Source organism: Oleiphilus sp. HI0123 (assembly GCF_001635315.1).
Window position 1 is genome coordinate 1 of record NZ_LWGE01001170.1, and the last position, 2,415, is coordinate 2,415.

3 protein-coding genes are annotated in these 2,415 nt (G+C 42.7%); all 3 read left to right on the forward strand.

What is annotated here, in order from left to right; genetic code table 11:
- The first annotated feature begins 256 nt into the window (after window positions 1-256).
- The 3 genes from A3761_RS29025 to A3761_RS12750 are packed head-to-tail and all read left to right on the forward strand — an operon-like array spanning window position 257 to window position 2,314.
- Entirely contained in the window at window positions 257-1,048 is a 792-nt protein-coding gene (locus A3761_RS29025) for a metalloregulator ArsR/SmtB family transcription factor (protein WP_068511223.1), read from the forward strand.
- 25 nt (window positions 1,049-1,073) lie between these two features.
- Entirely contained in the window at window positions 1,074-2,066 is a 993-nt protein-coding gene (locus A3761_RS12745; protein WP_068511225.1) for a permease, read from the forward strand.
- 11 nt (window positions 2,067-2,077) lie between these two features.
- Window positions 2,078-2,314, forward strand: a complete 237-nt coding sequence (locus A3761_RS12750; RefSeq protein ID WP_068554984.1) for a thioredoxin family protein — start codon at window positions 2,078-2,080, stop codon at window positions 2,312-2,314.
- Window positions 2,315-2,415 lie beyond the last annotated feature (101 nt).

Below are 2,415 nucleotides of genomic sequence, written 5' to 3' on the forward strand. Positions count from 1 at the left end.
TACGATGGAATTAAATTATCACTAATCTGTAATGAGCGAACCCTAATGGTCTCGCTCTCTTTCTTTAACCGGCTGCTTCCCTACACACTAATATTATTCCTATGTCCGATTAGGCTCAACCTCAGTTTGAGTCTGTTATCAATACCATTTTTATATGGCGAATCGCGAATCAAGTTTTTCTAATTTTAAATATATGTTTTTTCATATATACTTTTATTCATATATAAATATATCATCAAGATGAATCATATCTATTATGAAGAAGCGCGTACTATTTCTATGCACCGGTAATTCAGCTCGCTCACAAATGGCTGAAGCCCTACTCAATTACCATCACGGTAATCGATTCGAAGCGTTTAGTGCTGGCACAAACCCTGAAACAGTTCACCCGCTAACCTTGGCAGCTCTTAAAACTCACGGTATCGAAAACATTCATCAATCAAAGCATATTGACGAACTCGCCGGGCAACATTTTGATTACGTAGTTACCCTTTGTGACAGGGCGACTCAAGAATGTAAATCACTCGGTGCAAAAGAGAAGAAATTAGAATGGAGCTTCAGTGACCCTAAGGTATCTAAGGGTGATGACCTAAGCGACATCGAACGTTTTCATATGAGCTTAACTGAAATAAATCGTCGAATTAATAGCTTTGCTGCAATCGAAAGTAATCAAGCAATACTTGATGCTCAACATTCAAACGAGCTATCGCCATTACAATTATTCAAGAGTCTGAGCGATGAGCTGAGGCTTAAATGCCTAATGCTGATTCAATATGAAGGTGAGCTATGCGTCTGTGAACTGATGGCAGCATTGGAGTATGAGCAACCTAAAGTTTCCCGGCACCTGGCACTACTCAAAAAAGCAGGCATTCTGACAGACCGGCGCATGGGGCAATGGGTATTTTATAGGATAAACCCTAGTCTACCATCTTGGGCTAAGTCAGTTTTAGCACAAACATGCGACGCCAATATTTCAGAATTCAGTATGAACATCAGGCGACTAGAAACGATGAAAACCCGTCCAGATAGAGTGCTTTCATGCAATTGATATTCTTCAACGAGGGTAGATAAACATGTTTCAGATATTTACTGATCTTGCCGCCTGGTTTGTTTTTGACATATTGGGTTTGAGCCCGGAAACCAAGCTCGGTGACGCCCTGCATTTTTTTGTTGAAGATGTTAGCAAAATCTTTGTTCTGCTCGTTGTTATGATCTACTTAATTGCACTGATACGCGCCTCCCTCAACATTGAACAAGTCAGAGATTACCTGGCACAAAAAAATCGAGGGATTGGCTACCTAATGGGTTCGAGTTTTGGCGCAATCACGCCGTTTTGTTCCTGCTCCAGCATTCCCGTATTCCTAGGTTTCACCTCAGCGGGTATTCCCGTAGGAATTACTATGTCCTTTTTGCTTACCTCACCACTCATTAACGAGGTGGCCATACTGTTACTGCTAAGTCTACTAGGCTGGAAATTCACCCTTATTTACGTATTGGTGGGCATGACGGTTGGGATCCTTGGCGGCCTATTTCTAGACACCATCAAAGCCGAAAAATGGTTACAGTCTTTTGCTGCAGAAGCCCTCTCCAAAGCACAAGGAAAAGAGCCACAAACTACAGCATCAAAAGCTCAAGCGCTTGGCTTTCAACAACGTCATCAATTTGCAGTACGTGAGGCAACAGAGATTTTTGGCCGCGTATGGAAATGGGTAATTATTGGCGTCGGTCTCGGCGCTGCTTTACATGGCTTCGTACCAGATGGCTGGATCGAAGCACACTTGGGTGATGGGCAATGGTGGTCAGTCCCTGCAGCTGTAGTACTCGGTATTCCACTTTATTCTAATGCCACGGGCGTCATTCCGATTATGGAAAGCTTAATAACCAACGGGCTACCTGTAGGTACTACGCTCGCCTTTTGCATGAGTACTGTTGCTGCTAGTTTTCCAGAATTCATCCTACTCAAGCAAGTCATGCAGTGGAAATTACTTGGCACCCTATTCGTTATGCTCCTCATATCATTCACGCTCATAGGCTGGCTATTCAACGGCCTTAGCCCTTTTATATAAAGGAAAAGCTAATGAAAGCTTTTAAAGTACTCGGTACAGGCTGTGCTAAATGCACAAAAACAGCAGCCCTAATCCAGGCTATTGCGACAGAACTAGACCAGCAAATTCAAGTTAGTAAAGAAACCAGCCCTCAAGAAATTATGAACTATCAGGTAATGAGCACACCTGCCGTTGTTCTTAATGAGGAACTTGTTCACAGCGGGTCGATTCCAACTCGAAACCAAGTAACTGAGTGGCTAACAAGCTAACAGAGAAATTTGATCAAATAATTCTTATCTAAGGGATAAATCACTATGACCATCAAAGTAGGCATTAACGGCTTTGGCCGTATGGGTAGACTCTCACTCAG

Excerpts from the sequence above, each read along its gene's own strand:
- A3761_RS12750 (WP_068554984.1), top strand. The coding sequence starts at position 2,078 with ATGAAAGCTTTTAAAGTACTCGGTACAGGCTGTGCTAAATGCACAAAA.
- A3761_RS29025 (WP_068511223.1), top strand. The coding sequence starts at position 257 with ATGAAGAAGCGCGTACTATTTCTATGCACCGGTAATTCAGCTCGCTCA.
- A3761_RS12745 (WP_068511225.1), top strand. The coding sequence starts at position 1,074 with ATGTTTCAGATATTTACTGATCTTGCCGCCTGGTTTGTTTTTGACATA.